The organism is Flagellimonas crocea, from assembly GCF_033441595.1.
Lineage (GTDB): Bacteria > Bacteroidota > Bacteroidia > Flavobacteriales > Flavobacteriaceae > Flagellimonas > Flagellimonas crocea.
This window is the reverse complement of sequence record NZ_JAUZVX010000002.1, coordinates 835,126-856,303: the sequence shown is the minus strand read 5'-3', so window position 1 is coordinate 856,303 and position 21,178 is coordinate 835,126. Positions and strand designations below refer to the sequence as shown.

Below are 21,178 nucleotides of genomic sequence, written 5' to 3'. Positions count from 1 at the left end.
AAAGCTAGATTGACTCCGGAAAGGAAACTTGAATGAATTTGCTATTCTTAGCTATTAGAGAAGGTGGAACACCTATCATTTTTGTGAACGTTCGCGTTAAATGTGCTTGGTCGCTAAATCCAGCTTCATGGGCCGCTACTGTAAGTGATTGGCCTTTCACAATCAAACCCAATACAATCTCCAACCTAGACCATAGGATGTAGTTTCGAATCGGTAAACCCTGAATTTCTTTGAATAGATGAAGTAATCGACTTTCACTCAAGTGGGCCACATCCATCAGTTGTTGTGTGCTTATATCTTGTTTGATGTTTCCTTTGATAAAAGCCACGACTTCTTGAATCCGCGGCTCTATAGTTTTCTTTTCGATGATACCTTTAAAATCAAAAGCCTTGTAAATGATTTGCCGAATTTCAGTCCAATCTTCAATGCCGATATATTCTAGGATTTTTTCTATGTCAAGGTTTGGGAAATGTTCTGAGGGATATTCAATGACATTTTTATTCTTTAACTGATTGCCATTTATCCATTCACCCAAATTGGAGTGCGGATCGATTTCCAGGCTTAATAGTCCCACTTGGTTGGCATCGCACTCATGGATTTGATTTGGTGCTATGAGCAATCCTTTTTGTGATACCCTTTTTTCGTTTTTGTCCTTTGACCTAAACAAGCCCTCGACCGCAATGACCAATTGTATCATTGGATGGCTGTGTTCGACCACCGAACGCGGATGGCTTCCATGGAAAAGACGCATATCCTTCCATAATATAAAATGATTCATAGTGTCAGTTTAAGTGCTTTTAACGTACTGCTGCCATATAGGAAGCTGCTTCCTGATTTAGCTCCGTTATCAATTCCTCTATTTCAACCTCGGTTGTATTGTAATTGGTAATACAAGCTCTCAAGGTTGAAATCCCATCAATGGGATAGAGCGACAACCAAGATGTGCCGTTTTTTAGAATATTGTCAATGATGTGCTGTGTGAAATGCATATCATTTTTAAATTCTTCTTTTGTGAAGCAGACCACCGGTATAACTGTATCATTTATGACGCTCCACCCTTCCTCTCTCAATCGCCTTTTGAGGTATCTACCCATCCCAGCTTGATGATTGATGGTTTGCTCATACCCTTTCCATCCATATATCAGCAGGGATAGATAAACCTTTAATCCTATAAACCTTCTTGACCATTGGATGGATCGTGTAAAGGGTTGGGTGACCTTTAGCCCATCGTCATCCTTTGGCATATACGGTGTTGAAATCCCAAAAGTTTTTTCAAGAATATCATGGTGCTGTGTTAAAAAAATACTGGTCCCCATAGGTACCGACATCCATTTGTGTGCATCAAAAGTTATGGAATCGGACTTTTCTATACCGCTTAAATACGGTTTTAAATCCGAACTTAGTATGGCCCCGCCTCCATAGGCCGCATCCACATGAAACCACATATTGTATTTCTTGCAAATGGTGCTGAGCCTATGAAGGTCGTCGATGGTACCAGTCCCGGTTGTTCCGGCAGTCCCAATGACCATAAGTGGTGCATACACCGAGTAATCAAGTTTTTTCAACTCCTGTTCCAATATATCCGTATCCAGTTTTGATTCGTCTGTAATCGAAATCGATTTTATCAGTTTAGTCCCCAAACCTACAATCTTGACTGCCTTTTGAATAGAATGATGTGCCTCTTTGGAACAAAAAATGACCGGTTTTTTATCCATTCCGATCAAACCCTCTTCGAATAGGTTTGGATAGTTATGGTTTAAGGCACATAGTAACGCAGTAAGATTTGCCTCCGCACCACCGGATTTGAAGACCCCATCGGCCTGTTCGCTCTTATACCCAAATTTGGCAGCAAACTCTCGTATAAGTAAATCCTCTACTTCAACGGCAAAAGGTGCATGACTCCAGCCCGCTAGTTGTGGATTATAGGTTGCCGCAATTAAATCGGCCAAAATGCCAGCAAAGTTAGATCTTGGATTAAACAAACCGAAGTATTTGGGATGCGGTGTATGCACCGCATAGGTTTCAAGGCCATAGATTATATGATCGATCGCCTTTTCAGGTTGGGTTCCATACTCCAATTCTTCATTTAACAACAATCCTCGTATGGCATCGATATTTAGTTCAGGATTGGTTTTTAAGCTTTTGGTGGCATTATAATAGGTCTCTAGCTTTTCAATGACCAGACCTAGTGTTTCCAACCTGTCTTTTTTCTTGAAATCAAACTGCATCGTGATACTTTGGTGTTTCAAATACAATATTCAGGAGAGTCCATCATATATCAAAGCCGATTCTTGCGGTTTTATTCATTGTTACGGAGTATCCATACGGTTAGATATGGCTTCATTGGTTCTCCAAGTCAAATCTATACCTATAGAATGGACATGGTGAACAAGATTAGAAAGGTTGAAATGCTGCTGTACTGTTCAATTTTTGACCTAAAATTGATAATGACCACAAACCAGCAGTACTTGTCCATTTTTGAAATATCTCCCATAAACATTGTTTTAATTCACAAAATCCTTAATACGTCTAAGACCCAATGATTGTTTAATATTGCAAGTCCATGTTTTCAAGCAAAACAATTCGATGGTCTTTTATAAAGGTCACAGAAAACAAAACATTTAATTCTATGGATATTCTCAAAGCATTGGAATGGCGCTACGCGACAAAAAAGTTCAGAAACGACAAAAGCTTGGAAAAATCCAAGTTGGACATCATTTTAAAAGCTGCGAACCTTGCACCCACATCATCTGGTTTACAGCCATTTAATGTGGTTTTGATATCGGATAAGAATCTTAAAACGAAAATACTCCCAATATTCCGTAATCAAATCCAGATTTCAGATTGTTCACACCTATTGATTTTTGCCGTTTGGGACAATTATACCGAGGGACGAATCAATGACGTGTACCAAAGAATAAAAGAAGCTAGGGGAGACGACCATAAATTACTTAACCGATATATGGATCGTATTGCTTATCTGTACACCCGAAGAAGTTCGGAAATCAACTTTAACCATGCCGCAAGACAGGCATACATATCCTTGGGGTTTTGCATGGAAACAGCCGCCCTGCTCAAAGTTGATGCTGCGCCCATAGAAAACTTTGACAATAGTGCACTGGACAAGGCCTTGGGGCTCGACCTTAAAAGTTTAAAAAGTGTGGTCGCCCTATGCCTTGGTTACCGGGATACTGACAACGATTGGTTGGTCAATCTGAAAAAGGTTAGGAAATCGGACAAGGATTTTGTTATTGAAATTAATGCTATTGCTAATTAAAACATTTTTCTCCGTTGATTTTAAGTGACAATTTATCTCTAATTCACTTCATTTTTAAAGGACCTCGAAACCGGAATACTGGTTTTTTCCATTAGCGTCAACGAATTGTAGCTTTTTTGTTTGATAAAATTTACATTCACCAAGTAGGATCTGTGGCATTGTATAAAATTTGGGGGTAGCTCTTCCTTAATTTGGCGAAGTTTTCCCCTCACGAAATGGTTTTTACCATCACTGGTAAAAATATTCAAATAGTGGTCATCGGCTTTGATATACATCAGGTCACTTATATATATCCTAGCCTTATCCTTAAGGACAATGTGATTTTTGATGACTATTCTTTTTAATTCATCAATTTTTTTTGAGGACTCCCTTTGGTCAATTTCGAGGTTCTTAAAGCGTACACCCAAAATCGCTGCAAAAACTATGGCCTCCAATAAGGCCCCTACATACAAAAAGAAGGATGCATGAAGGTTAAATCTATTCTCAAAACCATCAAAACCATAAAAAATCTGGGCCAGATAGGACAAATTCGCAAAACAGAAAAATAATAGCGAACCAAAAACGAACAGGGTAGCCACCTTCGTCTTTAACCTGAAAAACTTGACATAACTGACCAAAGCGAAAACTGAAAAAAGGGGGGATAACAACATAAATACGCCTTTTTGCGAACTATGTCCCCAAATACCCAGTAGCATCATCATGATAAAGATTCCTAACACCAAAATATACCGTGCCCAAACCAACGCCTTATCCCATTGCGGTATCTTTTTTGGGGTATCGAGCAGTACTCGGGCAAAGGATATATAAAAAATATAAGTGGCAAGGTGAACACTGGGACTGCTCATGATATGAATATTCCTGTAAATTCCAGGGGAAAGCCCTTGCCCTAAAAAGAAGAGAAATAAGAAAAGAAAGTAAAGCGAGTAATATAAAAACTGCTTATTTCTATTGATCAGAAAGATGATGAGATGATAAAAACCAAGAATGAAAATTGCGCCTCGGAGGTAGTTGTAAAAATTAGAGTAAATATCCTTGAGCATCTCTCCAAAATTAAATCTTATGCTCCTTAGAGTTCCAACGATATCCCATTGCTGGAAAAATTGCCATTTTCGTCATAGACAATCACCTTAAAAAAATATTCCATATTGGGCTCTACACCAATGGTAGTGGATGTTTGGTCAGTTCCTGAAATTACTTCATCAGGTGGGTCATTTGGTGAAAAGAAGACCTTGTAATGGGATATGTCATCATCAAGGTCTGAACTCTGCCAAGACAGGTCTACTGTGTTGTCTCCATTGTCTATAACCCCCAAGTTTGGTGGAAACGGAACATGGTTCGCTTCTGACAACCCTTCAGTATAAAAAGTAAATTCCTCACTGGTTTTGGAATTGCCGAATCCATCCGTTACAGTCACCTTCCATCGGTATAATGTTCCGGGCTCTAAATCTAAGATAGTCGAAGACGCCTCTGTCAATTCTGTAAATTGTGTACCTGTCACCACATCCTCATATTCCAATAAAAATGAATTCATACCGTCCACATCTTCCCAATCTAGTTGGACACTTATCAGCCCCGAACCCAATTCTGTACCCAAACATTGTGAGTTGTTTTCAGGTATTAGCAAGGTAACTGCCTGCAAGTCTACATTGGTTTCGAACTTTCCCTCACAACCCGTCAAAAGGATGTAGAATAAACTAACAATGAAAGTATTTCTAATAAATGACCCCATAAATTTATTCTTTTACAATTTTAAACGACTTTTTAGCATCCAAGCTACTTGATTGGATGAAGAAAACACCACTTGGCAGGGTTGACAAGTCAATAGATGCATTACCGGAAGTTATCTCCAACTCCACTTGTTTGACCATTTGACCACTCAGCGAGAAGATATTTAGTTTTCCATTTTCATCTGTTGTAAACCCTTGGAAATTCAGTATGTTAACCACTGGATTTGGATAAATGGAAATATCTCCTATACGGATTACATCGGTGTATATTCCTTGACAATCGGAAGCACCCGTTATGCTAATTTCATTTTCACCTTTCTCCACCGGCACCGTAAGTATTTCCTTTCCAGTGCTTTCTACACTAAAGCTATATTGCCTTTGGTTTACATAGACCTTATATGTCTTACTTCCATCAACTATAAATCGAGCCTTCAGGCTACCTGAATCTATACCTTGGGTCGTAGCCGATATACGGTCGTATGTTTTGATCTCAACTCCAAAGCATCGTTCAAAATCTGGAATTTCACCGGTTGTAATACACACTTGATAACTTCCTTGGCCCAAATTGGTCGCAACATAATCATTGCTAAAATTCACTGTGCCCACTGGACTACCATCCAAACTTACTTCGAATGTATACTGCTCGTTAAGGGTACTTATTTCAAAACTACCATTGTTCCTGCCAGGGCAAGTTTCACTCAGTACCAAAACAGATATATCTTCCAGCCCAATGTCCAGTATAGTTTCTGGACAACCATTCCCATTCGATACACCTGCCTCAAGTGGGCAATTATCCATACTGTCGGGAACGCCATCATTATCATCATCCAAATCAGCATTATTTCCTGTTCCATCACCATCGGTATCCGTATCCTCACTATCATCTCTAGGAAAAGCATCCTCCATGTCCGGTATGCCATCACCATCATCATCGGTATCACAGGTATCACCAATACCGTCACCATCCAAATCAGCTTGGTCAGCATTTGCTGTAGTAGGACAGTTATCTACTGCGTCAAGAACGCCATCATTGTCAGAATCCGAACCATTTGTAGCGTCATTATCGATTATCCGTCCCTCTACTTGTGACACTGGAATCGTAATATCCGATTCATTGGTGGCTATTTCGACAATAAAGGTCTCAACTTCTTCCTCAATAGGGTCGTCTATAATCTCAATCCCAAAAATTACCGATGATTCTCCAGGTTCAATGAATACGGTACTGCCGAGCTGATCTTTTAGCCCATTTATAAAATCGACCCCCAATTCGGCTGAAGCCTCAAGGGAACTTTCGGACAAGGTGATATCAAACCCAAGGCTATTTGGCGTGCCATTAGTTGCACTATTTCCATTATCATCTCCCAAGCCCAATTCGAAGACGGCATCTTGAACACCTTCTGCCCCATCTTGGATTTTCGTCAAGATAATATGGTTGTCATTATCATCTATCCCCAATTGGGCACTCGGCAATAACCCATTGATGTCCACAAAATATCCATCGCCTTCCTGTATTTCCAATCCAACCGATTCCAGACCTTCATAAATCGAGTCGTCTATTGCACTGATTGAAATATCCATGGAAGACTGTCCATTGGCTATAATCCCATTTCCACTTAGGCTGAAATCGGTTCCTTGCTGAGCTGTACCAGTGTCCAACCAATTCAATTGGATGTCCTGCCCACTAGTATTGGTCAAGGCATTCCCATTCCCGTCGGTGAGCGTAATGGTAAAAACTGAGGGAATGCCATTTTCATCGACGTCGTTTCCAGCGGCTACCTCAATTCGGTAATCATCTTCCATTATATTGTAAATGAAGGACAAATCCCCTGGAATTAATGGGAGCTCAGTAGAATTCGATGTCACTTCCAACACAATGGATTCATTTCCTTCTATTTCGGTGTCGGCTAGTATAACAAGACCTGGAACAGGAATTGGATTGTTGCCGTCATAGGTTTGTGCAGGTATTTGAATGGTTAGTGGCTGCCCATTATTAAATTCATAGTCTGAACCTGCAACAGCAGGATTACTTAAAGAAGCATTGCTGGTCACATCCGTAACTTGAATAGTTGTTGGAATGGTCACGGAACCATTTAGTACCAATTGTGGATTTGGAAAAGCAAGGTCTTCGAGCATCGACTCACTCGATACCAAAAATGCTACACTAACTTGGTTGGGGGCAGCAGAACAATCTTCCAAAAATTGTGTCCCCAGATCATACTGCCAAGTCGATGGAACATTGCCCACAGTGGTCCCATCAACTTCAACGCATGATAAATCCGGGAAATTGCCCGTAATGATAACATCACTGATGTTTCCATTGTTTCCATTCTTTAAATTTAATGAAGTTAATGGTACACCTCCGTTGGTACCATCGTGTGCCAAAAATATGCGGTCAATATTTGGACAAGCGGAAAAATCCAATGAAGTAATCCCAGTGTTCTCACCCTCATAGGTAGTTAAACTGCTGGGTGCTCCACCGTCTTGCAAACTTGTAAGATCTAACGCTGTAAGGTTGGGGTTATTTCTAACGCTCAGCGTTTCAAGCATAGCCAAGTTTGATACGTCCAAGCTTGTCAGGTCATTGTCAACAACCGAAAGCCGTTCTAAATCCCTTAAAGAAACAGACAAGGGCAAATTTTGCAAGTTGGGGTTCCCTTCGATCTCCACATTGACCAAAGCCCTATTGTTCAACTGTAAACCATTAAAGGTACTAAGTGATGTCCCTGCAACCCTCAGGGTATTGAGAAGAATATTTTCATCCAGCTGAAAATTGGTAAGTTGTGGTAAATTCTCTACAATCAAATCAGTTGCACTGATATCAAAAATGGTCAAATCTTCAAGGTTCGACCTATTTTCCACAGCAAATGCAGTCAGGTCCTCCCCTGCCACTTCCATGGAGGTCAATGGAGAATCATCTGCCGGTAATACCAAATTCGAAATAGTATTGAATCTAAGGGAAAGGTTCTCTAAAAAATCGTTGCTCGACAAGTCCAACGAAGTCAATTGGGTGCCCTCAATCGCCAGAAATCTGATACCGGTATTGGATACATCGAGGCTGCTCAAGTCAGGATGGTTTAAAAGGAACAATGATGCCAAGGGATTTGAACTGACATCCACGCGTTGAAGCCTGACATTGAACTCCAAGTTTAAATCACTTATACCATTTCCAAAGATCTCCAGTACCTCCAATGCTACGTTGTTAACTAGATTTAATGTATTTAGACTGGAGGCATTGGCATATAGTTCCCTGAGTTGTAGGTTTTGGCTCAAATCTATGGTGCCCAGATTGATTTGGTTAACATTCAGGACTTCCAAATCGACAAAATCCTGTATTCCCTCCATGGAATTGATGAACAATCGCTCCACATTGACATTCGTCACCCCAACGAGGGCCGAAGTGAGCACCCTACCATCGTTTGGGGTTGCATCAATCCCTTGATCGACCAGATACTGTTCGAAAACAGTGTCTGGAATCAAAGTGTACTCGGATGTACAATTGGCTTGGTATGTGGCCATGCTATCTTTCACCCAACCAGTGGGTGATGTTCCAACTATTGAAGCATCGACCTGTATACAACTTAAATTGGGATTGTTCTCCAGTTGTAGGCTTGTTATAGAAGCATTGAAACCATTTTGGATGTTGGCCTCCGTTAATGCTCCATTATAACTGTCGTAAGCGCTTAGCCTAGTCATATTTGGATTATTGGAAATATCAATGCTCGTTAAACCAGACCCATAAGTTTCCAATATCTCCAAAGCAGTTAAACTGCTTACATCGATATTCAATAGCAATTCATTCAGTTGCACCCCTAAATAGGTTAAATTGGGTACGCTGCTTAAATCCAAATTGGAGATACCGGAATCAGCAACAAGCAGGGATTTCACATTTTGTTTTCCCGTAAGGTCTATGGCTGTAAATTGGGTTCCCCGTGGCACCAAGGTGATATCTTCCAACAGATTGTTGCTGTTGATATCCACTCCACCCAATTGTGGAGCATTTATAATGGATAGACCTACCAGGTTTGGATTTCCCGAAAAATTGATTGGTGGCAAGGAGGCCGCCTGATCGTTGATCAAACGGAAATCTTCCAGTGCCGTAAAGTCCTGTATTCCTTCAAAACTGGATATGTTGTAATCAGAGATATCCAATGTCGTTACTGTATTGATGGATGCCGTAGGTACCCTACCGTCAATGGTAGTGTTTATGTCAATTCCTTGATCGATTAGGTATTGCTCAAATATGGGGTCTGGAATTTGAGTATATTCAGTAATCGATGTATCCACGAATATCTCTGAGGACAAGGAAACCCTATTCCCGTTTTCAATACCCGTACCACTAACCAATAATTTTGAAGAATCAACTAATTGAACCGAGCTGAGCTCTACATCATTGAGTCCAAAGCTTTGCTCCAAAATACCGTTGTTGGCAAATGAGGCGTCCATTGTTCCTCTATCATCAAATACAGCAATAAAACCATTGGTGCCGCTTGTACCTACGATGGCGTATTTATTTCCTGCTAAATATTGAATTTCATTGGCCCTCAAGTTAGCATTGGAAAGGCCAAGATAGAGGTATGAGTTGGTACCAAAGGAATTGTCTGGGTTGCCATCGGAATTGTATTTTCTCACCTTTACCCTATTGCCCGATATATTTTCGTTGCCCAGGACCAAAAAACTCCCTTCATCGTTGATAACAAAATCCATTGCATTGTTGGAACTGGCCGTATAGGTATCCGTTGCCAAAAAATTGGTGTCTTCAACACCATTGAGGTTAAACTTTTTGAGGGCAAAAGTTCTGGATGTACCATTGATCAATTCGCCACTTACATATATATTCCCATCATTTCCCGTTTTAATTTTTGAAGGGGCAAAGTTCCCACTGGCAATAGTTGGGGTTATTATACCATTCGTACCAAAACCAGTATCCAACAGCCCGGCATTTGTTCCCTGCCCTAAATAACGGGCGATCACAAATTCTGAATCACTGGTCCCGACCACCAATAATTTTGTTTCTCCATTATCATCCATCGAAGCAACGGATGAGGCGATATCATTGCTTCCATTATTGATATCCGTCTGGACAAGACCATTTGATTGTCCGCCAAAATCTATAACTGTAAATGCCCCGTTTATATTCTCCGTAAGCCGGGCCAACATAAAATCATTGTCACCATTGGTATTGACCGAGCCAATACCGATTAAATGTTCATCAGTAGTTGTATTACCGGAATTGTCTTGATAATACTGACCATCGTTCAACTCCAAATCAACAAGGGTCGTAGCTACCTCTCCTATATACCCATTACCACCTACATTTGGATTTACCGCTTGGATATATTTATATCCAGTAAGTGGCTGCTCGCTCATTACAATGGCTGGGAAAGGGGATGTGCTATTGCCACTGGACCTTTTGGTCAAAAGGCTTTTTGTAACTTTATGCTTGGGTTCTAGGATATACCTTCCGGAACGGTTGCCGAAGTTGGGATCGGGCTGGGTATTGGACTGTAGCCTTATCATAGTTAATGTGAACGTATAACCACTTGTAGAGTCATAAAAGTCAGCTGTACTGCTGTAACCAACACCAAGCACCTCAGCATTATCCATTTTAAAACCTTTCACCAAAAAGTCTTGGTACCCCAAAAAATCAAAGGGTTCCGATACCCCATCTGGGCTAAAGGTATTGACCAACCCACCATTTGGGCCTATTTTTCGAAAATGAAAATCAGTCCATCTATTATCCGAGCCGTAGTATAAAATTTCACCATTGGCATAATCAAGGAAATTATTTGATGTTCCATAACCCCCAAACCCAGTTTTGAACAATGAAAACCCAGAGCTAAACCTTCCAAAATCACCATAACTTAAATCATAATCTGCAATTGTTGTATTGTACCGTCGAAAATTTCCACTACTCCCGACCAATATACCATTGGGGGTATAGATGGCTGCTTGTTCACCAATATCAAAAGGACCGGAAAGGATATCCCCGGTATGCTCCACGATAGATAGATTAGCATTTTGACCAGATGGAGGATTATGCACAACAACATAATTACCTACCCCAGTGAAAGTTTCTTTATCCACGGATAGAATACTTCCGGTCAATACATCGGTCAAACCATCACCAGAAAAAGTAGAATCAGATTGGCCACTTGCGGTCAACTTTAAAAGATGGCAGCCACCTATGTTTCTATTTAGAGGAACAACTATCTTATAATTGGTAGGAAATGCAATAGGGCTAAGTACCAATCTTACATCTTCCACTAAATCTATCGTTACAATACCATTTACCCCAAAGGAATTATCCAACTGGCCCTGTGGAGTATATTTTACAATTTTTGGGTTGTAAGTAACCAAGTCCTGTATTCCAACCACAAAAGAGCCGTCGGGAAAGGCATCAATATATTGTGCCGTAAGGCCATTGCCAATATTGGCATCATTGACCACAACCATGCCATTGATTCCGAAACCAGTGTCCAAGACACCGTTATTGTTAAACCTTAAAACGACCTGTTGGGTTTTGTTTAGATCGGAAAATTGACCCAGAACGGTAATCATATAATTTTCATAGGAAGCATCATAAGTGGTGAACCTAATTTCCTTTAAAAATGAGGTGACCACTCCATTGGTGCCGTAATTTGGATTTAGTTCACCAGGGGTTTGGGTTTTTCCAGAAACGGAAACCAAAATCAATAGGATTAATAGTAATTGTTTTTTCATCTCATATTTAGTTTAGTCCAGGACTACAACTCCTTTGGCATTTCCTATAAAAAATTCTAAATCATTGGCATTCAATTTGAATACACGCCCGGAAAATTCGAATCTGTTACCATTATCACTGATGGTTATAGTACCTTCTTTGAAATAGGCGTCTTCATTAAAGCTCAAAAGGTCGGCATGGTAAAATGAAATATCCACATACTCGCATTCCCCATTCACAATACTGTAACGGCCATCCCTTAAGCTTTCATTGTCTGATGAAATCTCCAATACCATGGAGTTTTCTCCATCAAAACCGTTGTAGTTAAAGCCAACCGTGTTAAAATATCTGAAACAATCTGTGTCAAAAGTGGATTCATAAGATTGAGGCAACTCATCAAATTCCAGAATCTGGGAGGTTGATGTAATCTCAATATAGTTTACAAGGTCTACTTCCGTGCTTTCTGTACAAAGCGATAGAAAGAAAGTAGTGGATAATATAGCTATGGATGAGAGTTTCATAATCAACTAGGTTATTGTTTACAGTTACCGTTGATTAAATCAGTTAAAATTGGATTATAAGCGTTGTTCAAAACTCTATAGGTTTGAACTGTGTATTCGTCTAAAGTGGATAAGCCACATAAATCAATTAATGAAGTGTTTTCTTCAATTGCGATATAGCTTAAAGTCCCCAATGGGTTATTTTGACTTAAACCATTAAGACTTTCCAGGTTTATATTATTATTTAATGATAAAACCTCGATTCCTTCCAATTCTTCGAAACCTTTGAGGTCTCTTAAACCAGGTAAAATTTCCAAGGTTAAATTTTCAATGTTTAGATTTGAATCAAAAGTGTCTTCCAAAGAATTTAAATCTTTTAAGTTAATTAGTTTAAGTCCTGAGATTTTGTTGACAACATTTTTAAAATCGATAGATACCAAATTGGGACATCCAGTTATTTGAATATTTGATATTGTAGTTGCCTCTGTAGTAAAACTTTCTAAACCGCATTGGAAAATATTTAATGACCATATACTGTTTAAGCTATTAAATCCATTTAATAATTTTAAAATTGGGTTTCGGTCTAGGTTAAATTCCACAATATTTTCCAATTTCGAATAACCTGAAATCGATTCTAGTTTATCATTTTCAGTTATATTTATTTCATTGACTGTTTTTAGATTCTCAAAGCCATTTATTGAGCTTAATTTTGGGTTACCTCCGACATAGAAGAGGTTGAGCGACTGAAGATTGTTAAAGCCAACTATAGATTCAAGATTTGAAAGCCCCGATAAACTTAAAGTGTTAAAGCTTCCTTCAAGTGAATTGAATCCATTGATTTCTCTAATTGTATTTTGACCTTGTATATCGAAAATTGAAAGTCCCCCTCCAAGATCTTGTAAACCTTTAAATCCAGAAATTATTTCTGTTCCATTAAATTGGTTTATCCTTAAAAAACCGCCTATGGTTTCCAAGTTATTGAGATAATCAAGATTGGCTTTTGTTTCATTTCGAATCCAGACATATCCCTCAACGTTTTTTACAATTTCTAGATTTTGATAATCTACGAACTCAACATTTGGGATGCCATAATTTTGATTGGCAATATTCAAATTACCAGTAATGGATGTATAACAAAAAGAATCTAACTGCTCTTGGGATGATATAGAGATATCCCCCTCGAATACAGCACCTTGATAATTGAATGATTGAACTTCGCTTTCTACATCCAATTCCTCAAAATCATCATCTTTGGTTTTAATTTGCCATGAATAATTTGAATTTGTAATCAAACCACTGGGACTTTCAAAGGTAATTGTTTCTTGAGTGACAGGAACAGTTCTAGAGTCAATTAATTCCAGTGTTGTTTCAGAGTCTCCAAAATAGAATTCGTAGGTGATTTCATCGTTTGCAGTTAAATTCTCATCGATACTTTTACCAACTTCAAACGTGACGCTGCACATGTTCGTAAGTGTGATTTCTTCACTAATAATTGGACTTATTAATGTTGCCGCCGTTGGGGCAACAGGTTCATAAAATCCAGTTGAGACAAATTCTCCCACGGCATAATGGTCGGCTCCATCATTGCTGTTTTCCTTGTGGTAAATCTTAAGGTAGTGGTTGTTGTCACCTCTTTTGGGTGTCTCATAGTTCAATAAATAAACACTATTGGCGTAATTTTCAATCTCTGTTTGTATCAATCCAAAGCTTTCATTGACACCTCCAATTGATTCAGATGGGAAATAAAAGGAATCTCCAAAAAGATTTTTGATGTTGTCTTCGTCCAAATCAGCGCTGCTCAAACCTACGACATAAGCGTTTTTATCGATAAGTGCTTCTTTGGCTGCTGTGAAGGTATTTCTCGCCTGGGTATCATCCCCATCGGTGAATATGATTAGATTACCAACAGTCACTTCATTCTCAACAAAACCATTAGTGAAGGAATTTGCAGCGGTCACCACAGCTCCATAAAAATCGGTGGAACTAGTTCCCAATTGTAGATTGTCAATAGTACCTTTCAGCTGTTCCTTATCTGTTGAATAATCCTGCACCAGCTCGGTTGTGGAGGAGAAAGTATAAATGGCTATTTCCTGGAAAGGCAAAGCCCCATCAATTAAAGCCTTAAGTTCTTCCTTTAGCGTCGCAAAGTCGGTTTGAATGGAATTGGAAACATCTATCAGGAGAGCCGTTCTCATCACTAATTCGAAGGAATTTCTATCGAACAAGGCCGCCTTGGATTCATCGATTGGGCTTTTTTCATCATTTTCGGTTATAATCAAATCTTCAATCTTTAAATTGGGCACACCTCTGAATGCATTATCAGAAACGTGAAACAAAATATTTACATCAAAGGGATCTGCTGTAGAGTTTTGATAGGTTGTGAATCGATAAAAATCGGCAAGGACAGGATTTCCATCCGAGTCGTTATCATTGCCAGAATTATCAGAATCATTAGGGTTGTCTGTTACGGTTTCTTCGTCACCATCCAATACATTTTCATCAATAGGGGATTCTGTTGTAGAACATCCTAGTATTAAAAACAATGACAAAAACGGTATCAATTTGAGTATGGGTAGATGGGATTCTTTTTTCATGATTATCTTCTTTTGTAATGTAGAGGTGCCTTAAACCCCAAATAAAAATTAGCTGTTTGGGTGTTGGCTGTAAGTGCATTTCCAAGTATACTTCCCAAACCTATAACTAATGGGCCAAGTTTCATTCCTATGCCCATACTGTACTTACCCAAAGTGCTATAGCCTATGGGCAGATAGAATCCCAGTTTTCTTCGTTCAAAACGGGGTGTCAGGGAAATCAGATTCAATCTGTTGTTGTTGTAGTATTTGTCTTTGTTGACCAACGTTTGGTTGACATCCAAATTCAAATACAAATCCGAGGAGAATTTATAATCGATATTGATATTTAAAGAAGTGGGCAATGCCATGGTAACATCTCCCGGTTCACGGGTTTCCTGAAAGTTGTCCTCAATGGCCACGATGATGTCATCTTCGGCCTCTGCTACATCAATTGCACCATCTAATATGTAACTTTTGAGCTCTATATTGTTGTAAGTAATGGCTCCAAAGTCCAAAAGGGAGACGCCCAGTTTAAACCGATAATTGTTTACAGCATCCGGATTTTCCCGTCCATTATAGGATTGTGAAGACCTTGTTCTATATTCATATACAACTCCAATATCAAAACCAAACCCTGGAGCCAAATTCTTCAGGATGTCGTGGTCTCCCAGTGTATCTTCAACATTGGAAGCATTTGAAAAATTACCGTTGAGCTCAACGGTTTGATTGTCCCTATTTAGACTTCCTGATACTTGTGTGGAGTAAACTTGTGAAAATCCAATGCCAGACAAATATTTAACGGTAATACCACCCTTTATGAAGTTCTTATTACGGTCATCAAACAAAATCCTTCCATACACCAAACCAATCTCTGCCCATACATGTGATGTCCCATCAAAATCATTTTGTTGGAAATCAAACGTAGTATCCGGAAAACCATCCACCAAGGCTTCAAAGAATTTCCCATTGAAATTGAGGTAATTGTTGACGCCCCTTAGCCTTGTGATTAGACCAATGCTTTGGTTTTGTTTGAACTTGAACATAAAAGAAGGCCCCAAAACCTCAAGGTTTACCAGAAGATTGTTCCTATCGGAAGGATTTTTATCCAGTCCTACGAAATCGCTCCCCTCCGCGAAATCGCTGATGTTTTCAAAGGATAGGTTTACATAATCATTGGCCCCAAGGGCACTCAGTGAAAATAAATTGATGTCAGCCCTGATCCTTGCATCCGCAATGTTTGCCGGATTGGTAACCACACCGTGAAGGCCACTGTAGTTGTCAGTATTGTACCCCAAATACGATTGTCCATTTGCAGATATACCAATACTCCCTGTTAGAAATAGTTGTATGAATCTTTTGAAAATAATATCCATTAGTCTGGCATGCGATTACTAAAACCAAACTAACTGAATATCAATGTGTTTTTGTGAAAAATGTCGTGAATGACAACTTTTTGGTCGCGAATTGCAGATAGTTAGTTTTACAGTTGTAAGCTAAACTGAAACAATAAAGTGGTCAATACGCCAATAGGCCTATTTATAAGAGTAGGAAGGCCCTGGCCACTTTTTCAAGGTCGGTCCGTTTGGAGGTGCCTAACTTTAAAAATATATTCTCGCAGTGTTTTTTGACCGTTTTTTCGGAAATGAACAAAGTATGGGAAATTTCCTTCCTTGTTTTTTCCTTCCCCAGTTCGGCTAGAATCTCCTTTTCCCTGGACGTAAGCGTATTAAATTGGGTGAAGTATTTGTTGATAATCTTATTGATACCAAATAACTGGTTTACCTTGTTGGTCAAGTATTCAATATCATTGGGAAAAAGTGAAATGGAAATAAGTTGGTTTTCATTTAAAATCTTGGTCGAAGTAAAATGGTATATATGGTTGTCATCCTTATGGTATTGCCAATCCTGAAAAAAAGGTATCACTTGGTGAAAGTCATTCTTCGCCAGCTCGCCCATTAACTTGGGGTAAACGATTTCCCTAGTATGTTTACTTTGGTGTTTTTCAAAAATTGAGGCCCCCATTTCTCCCAATTCCTCAAGGGAATAGCGTAAGATTTCCTGTCCCCTTTTGGAAATATATTCTATCGCTAAATCCTCTTTTGAGTTCACATGCATTATTCCCGGAATAATGTCCGAAAGGTCATCCAACGATATCGTGCCGTTATTGATGAGTTTACTTAATTTGAATAGTTGTTTCGGTTGATCGTTAAAAAATTCCTTTTCAGTCATTTACTAAAAAATTATGGGTTATGACATACGAATCAGCAATGATATACTTCTGTAAAATCTATTTTTAAAGTAACCGAAATGCATCAGCGATTTTCTTGATTTCAGTTCGTTTACTTGTACCCAATTTCTTGAAAATGTTTTCACAGTGTTTTTTAACTGTTTTTGGGTCTATGTGAAGTATTTGGGAAATTTCCTTTCTTGTAAACTCTCTGCCTAAATAATTAACGATTTCCTTTTCTCTTTTAGTGAGGAACAAATATTGCTGATAATACCGCTCAAATATTAGGTTGATTCCAATAATAGCGTTTACATTTTTTGATAATTCTTTAATTTTTTGAGGAAATAGGGTAATGGAAATCAATTGATTATCATTAAGTATCTTACTGGTGGTATAGACTAAAAAAGGATTGTCGTCTTTGTCATGTCTCCAATCTTGGAAAAAAGAAACTGAATTATCATTTTCATCCCTTGATAGCTGTTCAAAAAGCTTGGGATAGGTAACGTTCAAAGTATAGTCACTTTGATGTCTTTGAAGCACCTCTGCCCCCAACATATCCAATTCTTCCATTGAATACCTTATAATATCCTGCCCTGTTTTGGACATATACTCCAATGCCAAATCATCACGGGAATTAATATGTAACATACCTGGGACTATTTCAGATAGATCATCCAAGTCCAACAGACCCTTTTGAATCATTTGACTTAGTTTATAGAGTTGTTTGGGCTGGTCACTTAGTTCTTTGGATTTCATAAAGTTATTGGCTAGTTTTTACTTTCTGATTTAAAGGAACTTATGTAATATACTCAAAATGTGATTATTGAGGCGCACTTCGAGGTTGTTTTTACATATTTATGGGGTAAAAACCATAAATAAATGGTACACAAGTCTTAATAGAATGTATAGGGAACTAAAAAACACCCATATATTATATTATACCAGTTACAAAATTGTCCCCCTAAGCACAATCTCTTCTAGTTAAACAAGATTCAATTTAAAGACATCATAGCGTTTGGCCATAGCACCATACATATTCACTCAAATCATTTGCTAATCTGGTATTCATTCGGTCGTTCAATTCTTATTCCCTATTATCAGGATAATAACAAGGAGTTCAATGTCATTTTACGCCAACTTAAAAGCAATAAAAAATTACCATTCTTCCTACGATATCCAAGAGGATATTCTATGAAAGCAATCCTCCTCCTAATTCTTTGTTCTGTGCTACTTCCATGGCAAATGGACTTTTCCCGTTTCGTAATTGATGTTCCTCATTAAGCCTGCCGTCCCTCTTTTTTGGGTGGCAAAACAACAACATCCCTTCCTGTAGCCGGCATAAAGCCAGACCCCTCCCCTCGGAGGGGTTTCTTTTTTATACGGCTCCCACAGCAAGGGATGCCGTACCGCATTTAGCATCAAAAAAAGGTGACAGCGATGGCACTACTGGAAGTAAATCAAATACCACAAACCATGAAATCGTACACATCCCATCTATCGGAAGAAGCACAAAACCATCAAAAAAAGGAAGACGCTCCAGATACCATAAGTAAATCAACTGCCTGCGGCCTTTGTTTTAATGCTGCTGGGGTTGTAGTTCGGTTTTTCAATCAAGAGTTCAATTATTTTCTAACCGCCCTATTCGGGCATAAATCCTTTCAATCATGAGCAATTTCAGAAATCATGTACAGTTAATCGGAAATGTGGGGGAAGACCCCAAGATCACCCTCCTCGATGGAGGACGTAAAGTGGCCCGTTTTCCCATGGCCACCAATGAGTACTACACCAACAACCAAGGGGAAAAGATCCAGAACACCGACTGGCACCAGGTCGTGGCCTGGGGCAAGACCGCCGATATCCTCGAAAAGTACACCGCAAAGGGCAGCGAAATCGGTGTGCAAGGGAAGATCAAGACCCGTTCCTATACCACCGAGGACGGCAACCAGCGCTATGTGACCGAAATCGTGGCCGATGAAGTGCTGCTATTGGGCTCCAAAGCTGCCCAAGAGGCCAACGAACCAAAGGCCCCTAGGACCAAGACCTCCAAAAAGACATCCTCCAAATAGGATGCCTAGCACCCATGGGGTGCCCCCCTTCGGGCATCCCTTCTTTTCTTTTTTCTTCAATTCAAATTCAATTTCCATGGAAACAAATATCCAACACCTCAAAGAACAGCTTAGCCAGTTTAACGGCTCGCAGCAAATTTTCACCCTTCCCCTCTGCCGAACACGGTACACCGAGGGTATCCAATTCCTCGCCCAGTCCGCCAATGCCTTTTGGCTGCTGACAGACGCCTCCGTAATGGGGAAGAGCCTCAGGGACAAAAGCCGATTTATCACTATCGACTTTAGACGCTATACCCCATCCGAAGTGGAGACCCACGGCCATGATGCCGCAATCACCTACACCGATGGCAATGGTACCGTACTAGCCTTACAGCAATACCATTTCACGGATTTTCCCTTGGAACAGATCCGCCTCTTTTTTGTGGACAATACCCTCCTATTGCCCTCCGAATATTAAAATGGTCGAGGGGATGCCCAAACAACTATTTGGAACATCCCCTCTTTCATTCCCTTTTCACTCTTAAATTCAAGAAAATGACAGCTAAAGTTAACGAAATAAAAATCAGTTACCGGGAGCATACCCGAATTTCAGAAGCTCCCCAATTGACCTCTTCCCGTGATGTGGCCGCACTATTGCACCACAATTGGGATGCCGATACCCTGGCCCTGAAAGAATCCTTTAAAGTCCTATTGCTCAACAATTCCAATCGGGTCAAAGGTACCTATCAGGTATCGGATGGGGGCATCACGGGTACCGTGGTGGACCTGCGCATCCTCTTTGCCGTGGTGCTCAAGACCTTCAGCGTGGCCATTATCCTTGCCCATAACCACCCCTCGGGAAACCTCAAACCGAGCCAACCCGATAAACAGCTGACCCAAAAAATCAAACGGGCAGCAGCACTCTTCGATATCAAAGTGCTTGATCATTTGATCATCGTGCCCAACGGAGACTACTTCAGTTTTGCGGATAATGGCATGCTGTGAGTTGTCCATAACACAACTCCATTTGATACACTTTATCAATTGTGAGCCATCCAATTGGGGTGGCTTTTTTGGTTCCATAAATTACCGTCTCCGCGTTAAAATGCAACTCGTTTTTCACCTCCTTTTCCCTCTGTTTTATCAATGGTGTTGATAATACGGAGAGACGGTAGACCTTCCTAAATCATCCCTTTTCCCTTTAAAAGAAATCCACCGCTTTTTACTATTTGCTGCAAACTCCATAATTCCACCTGCTGCACCTTCTTAAAATTTTCTATGCTTTTCTTTCAACAGACCGAGCGCAATACCTTGAACTAGGCGATGAATTTTGTGCTGCGCACAAATATGAATAGCAAGAGGGCAACACGGCCAGCCGGTGTTGCATAAATTCATTTTGTAATAAACTGCTGTTTTACAGCGGTTTATTGTTGAAAAGGTTATTAAAAGAAGGCCTTCGAAGGCCCTGATTTGCGGCAAATGCCCCTGAAACCCCTATAAACAGGCAGGGATTTGCGGCAAATCCAAATCAAAAACTACCATGGGAACTGAAAGTTTTAGCAACATACGCTTCAAGAAAGACACCGCCAGACGGTTCCAGTCCTTCTCGTGTATGTACTACAAGACCCATACTCTTGCCCTATCCGGGATGCTGGATTTTTTTAAGTACAACGAAATCTCTCCTCACGAAAACCTCGGCAAGCGTATGGGACTGATCATGGACTTCCTCCAAAAGTTCCGCGACTTTACCGCCAAACGCAACAACGCCACCATTGCCATCATCAAGGACCTCGAAAAGCATGGTATCATGCCCACCAAGGCGATGATGGAATTGCTCTTTGAAGGAGGACCTACCTCCTCGTCTCAAAAGCCTGGCGATATCCCCGAGGCTGAATTAATCATTCCCGAGATCCAAGGGATGGACCTCGATACCGAATTTGCACTTCTCGAAGAACGCAAACAGCGCCAACTTCTGGAACAGGAACTGGCCCAGCTTAAAACGATAATCAACAAGCAACTTATTAATCGGGTCAATGTCATTCGACCGGCACTCGGTACTCCCCGACTTCAATTGGAGATGACCCTATCCGAATGGAAAGCCGTTCAACGACAATTTAAAACACCATAGC

General features: G+C 40.0%; 17 protein-coding genes. 6 read left to right on the top strand and 11 right to left on the bottom strand.

The window, feature by feature from the left end:
* Window positions 1-4: 4 nt before the first annotated feature.
* From SD449_RS09100 to SD449_RS09090, 3 genes are all read right to left on the bottom strand, one after another.
* On the bottom strand, window positions 5-778 hold the full coding sequence (locus tag SD449_RS09100; RefSeq protein WP_318310113.1) for a helix-turn-helix domain-containing protein: 774 nt from the start codon (window positions 776-778) through the stop codon (window positions 5-7).
* Between the two features lie 19 nt (window positions 779-797).
* Window positions 798-2,249 (bottom strand): pyridoxal phosphate-dependent decarboxylase family protein, encoded by a 1,452-nt coding sequence (locus tag SD449_RS09095; RefSeq protein WP_318310112.1) that lies wholly within the window; start codon window positions 2,247-2,249, stop codon window positions 798-800.
* Between the two features lie 119 nt (window positions 2,250-2,368).
* On the bottom strand, window positions 2,369-2,494 hold the full coding sequence (locus tag SD449_RS09090) for a hypothetical protein (protein ID WP_318310111.1): 126 nt from the start codon (window positions 2,492-2,494) through the stop codon (window positions 2,369-2,371).
* 135 nt (window positions 2,495-2,629) lie between these two features.
* Between SD449_RS09090 and SD449_RS09085 the strand changes: the two genes are divergently transcribed.
* Window positions 2,630-3,277, top strand: coding sequence for a nitroreductase family protein (locus tag SD449_RS09085; RefSeq protein WP_318310110.1), 648 nt, complete (start codon window positions 2,630-2,632; stop codon window positions 3,275-3,277).
* Between the two features lie 38 nt (window positions 3,278-3,315).
* On the opposite strand, the gene SD449_RS09080 is transcribed toward SD449_RS09085, so the two are convergent.
* The 8 genes from SD449_RS09080 to SD449_RS09045 all read right to left on the bottom strand — a co-directional run bounded on the left by SD449_RS09080 (window position 3,316) and on the right by SD449_RS09045 (window position 17,760).
* Window positions 3,316-4,317, bottom strand: coding sequence for a LytTR family transcriptional regulator DNA-binding domain-containing protein (locus tag SD449_RS09080; RefSeq protein WP_318310109.1), 1,002 nt, complete (start codon window positions 4,315-4,317; stop codon window positions 3,316-3,318).
* Between the two features lie 26 nt (window positions 4,318-4,343).
* Window positions 4,344-5,006 carry a fibronectin type III domain-containing protein gene (locus SD449_RS09075; protein WP_318310107.1) on the bottom strand — a complete coding sequence of 221 codons (663 nt, stop codon included), beginning with the start codon at window positions 5,004-5,006 and terminating at the stop codon, window positions 4,344-4,346.
* A 4-nt stretch (window positions 5,007-5,010) separates the two neighbouring features.
* Window positions 5,011-11,724 (bottom strand): thrombospondin type 3 repeat-containing protein, encoded by a 6,714-nt coding sequence (locus SD449_RS09070; protein ID WP_318310106.1) that lies wholly within the window; start codon window positions 11,722-11,724, stop codon window positions 5,011-5,013.
* 12 nt (window positions 11,725-11,736) lie between these two features.
* Complete coding sequence (locus SD449_RS09065; protein ID WP_318310105.1) at window positions 11,737-12,225, bottom strand: hypothetical protein; 489 nt, start codon at window positions 12,223-12,225, stop codon at window positions 11,737-11,739.
* An 11-nt stretch (window positions 12,226-12,236) separates the two neighbouring features.
* The gene (locus tag SD449_RS09060) at window positions 12,237-14,798 is read right to left on the bottom strand and encodes a VWA domain-containing protein (RefSeq protein WP_318310103.1); all 2,562 of its coding nucleotides are present in this window, start codon (window positions 14,796-14,798) and stop codon (window positions 12,237-12,239) included.
* A 2-nt stretch (window positions 14,799-14,800) separates the two neighbouring features.
* Window positions 14,801-16,150 carry a DUF5723 family protein gene (locus SD449_RS09055; protein ID WP_318310102.1) on the bottom strand — a complete coding sequence of 450 codons (1,350 nt, stop codon included), beginning with the start codon at window positions 16,148-16,150 and terminating at the stop codon, window positions 14,801-14,803.
* Window positions 16,151-16,313: 163 nt separating this feature from the next.
* Window positions 16,314-17,006 (bottom strand): response regulator transcription factor, encoded by a 693-nt coding sequence (locus tag SD449_RS09050; RefSeq protein WP_318310101.1) that lies wholly within the window; start codon window positions 17,004-17,006, stop codon window positions 16,314-16,316.
* A gap of 64 nt (window positions 17,007-17,070) precedes the next feature.
* Window positions 17,071-17,760, bottom strand: coding sequence for a response regulator transcription factor (locus SD449_RS09045; RefSeq protein WP_318310099.1), 690 nt, complete (start codon window positions 17,758-17,760; stop codon window positions 17,071-17,073).
* A 717-nt stretch (window positions 17,761-18,477) separates the two neighbouring features.
* Between SD449_RS09045 and SD449_RS09040 the strand changes: the two genes are divergently transcribed.
* The 5 genes from SD449_RS09040 to SD449_RS09020 all read left to right on the top strand — a co-directional run bounded on the left by SD449_RS09040 (window position 18,478) and on the right by SD449_RS09020 (window position 21,177).
* On the top strand, window positions 18,478-18,672 hold the full coding sequence (locus SD449_RS09040) for a hypothetical protein (RefSeq protein WP_318310098.1): 195 nt from the start codon (window positions 18,478-18,480) through the stop codon (window positions 18,670-18,672).
* Window positions 18,669-19,070 carry a single-stranded DNA-binding protein gene (locus SD449_RS09035; protein WP_318310096.1) on the top strand — a complete coding sequence of 134 codons (402 nt, stop codon included), beginning with the start codon at window positions 18,669-18,671 and terminating at the stop codon, window positions 19,068-19,070. Before SD449_RS09040 ends, SD449_RS09035 begins: the two co-directional genes overlap by 4 nt.
* Before the next feature lie 76 nt (window positions 19,071-19,146).
* Window positions 19,147-19,527: a DUF6876 family protein gene (locus SD449_RS09030; protein WP_318310095.1), complete on the top strand. Its 381-nt coding sequence runs from the start codon at window positions 19,147-19,149 to the stop codon at window positions 19,525-19,527.
* Between the two features lie 77 nt (window positions 19,528-19,604).
* Window positions 19,605-20,054: a JAB domain-containing protein gene (locus SD449_RS09025; protein WP_318310094.1), complete on the top strand. Its 450-nt coding sequence runs from the start codon at window positions 19,605-19,607 to the stop codon at window positions 20,052-20,054.
* A gap of 535 nt (window positions 20,055-20,589) precedes the next feature.
* Entirely contained in the window at window positions 20,590-21,177 is a 588-nt protein-coding gene (locus SD449_RS09020; RefSeq protein ID WP_318310093.1) for a BfmA/BtgA family mobilization protein, read from the top strand.
* Window position 21,178: the final 1 nt, after the last annotated feature.